The sequence below is a fragment of the Nocardia sp. CC227C genome (genome assembly GCF_030767025.1).
Lineage (GTDB): Bacteria > Actinomycetota > Actinomycetes > Mycobacteriales > Mycobacteriaceae > Nocardia.
Genome location: NZ_JASITE010000049.1, coordinates 1 through 467, shown reverse-complemented (window position 1 = coordinate 467; position 467 = coordinate 1). Strand labels below are relative to the sequence as shown.

Annotated in this window: 1 protein-coding gene; it reads right to left on the bottom strand. The window is 65.5% G+C overall.

The window, feature by feature from the left end; all coding sequences use genetic code 11:
- Positions 1–26: 26 nt before the first annotated feature.
- Positions 27–467, bottom strand: a 441-nt coding sequence (locus QMO76_RS35210) for a transposase (protein WP_306365704.1), incomplete at its 5' end; no start/stop codon positions are given.

Genomic DNA, 467 nt, shown 5'->3' with positions numbered 1-467 from the left:
TGGTCACCGCGTGATCCGAATGGCGGTCAGGCGGTGAGTTCTGTGGGCGCGGTGTCCTCCTGTTCGTCTGTGGTGGTGAGCCCGCGGGAGCGGGTCAGGACGTCGAGGCCGAGATAGCGGCGGCCTTCGATCCATTCGTCGTGCTGTTCGGCCAGCACGGCTCCGACCAGGCGGATGATCGAGTTCCGGTCGGGAAAGATGCCGACGACATCGGTGCGGCGGCGGATCTCCTTGTTCAACCGCTCTTGGGGATTGTTGCTCCAGATCTGACGCCAGATCTGCTTCGGGAAGCCGGTGAACGCGAGCAGGTCCGCGCGGGCGGCGTCGAGGTGATCGGCGACCTTCGGCAGCTTCTCGGCGAGCGCGTCGAGCATCCGATCGTATTGGGCGGCAACCGATTCAGCGTCGGCTTGGTCGAACACCGAATGCAGCAGGGTGCGGACCCACGGCCAGGACGACTTCGGGCA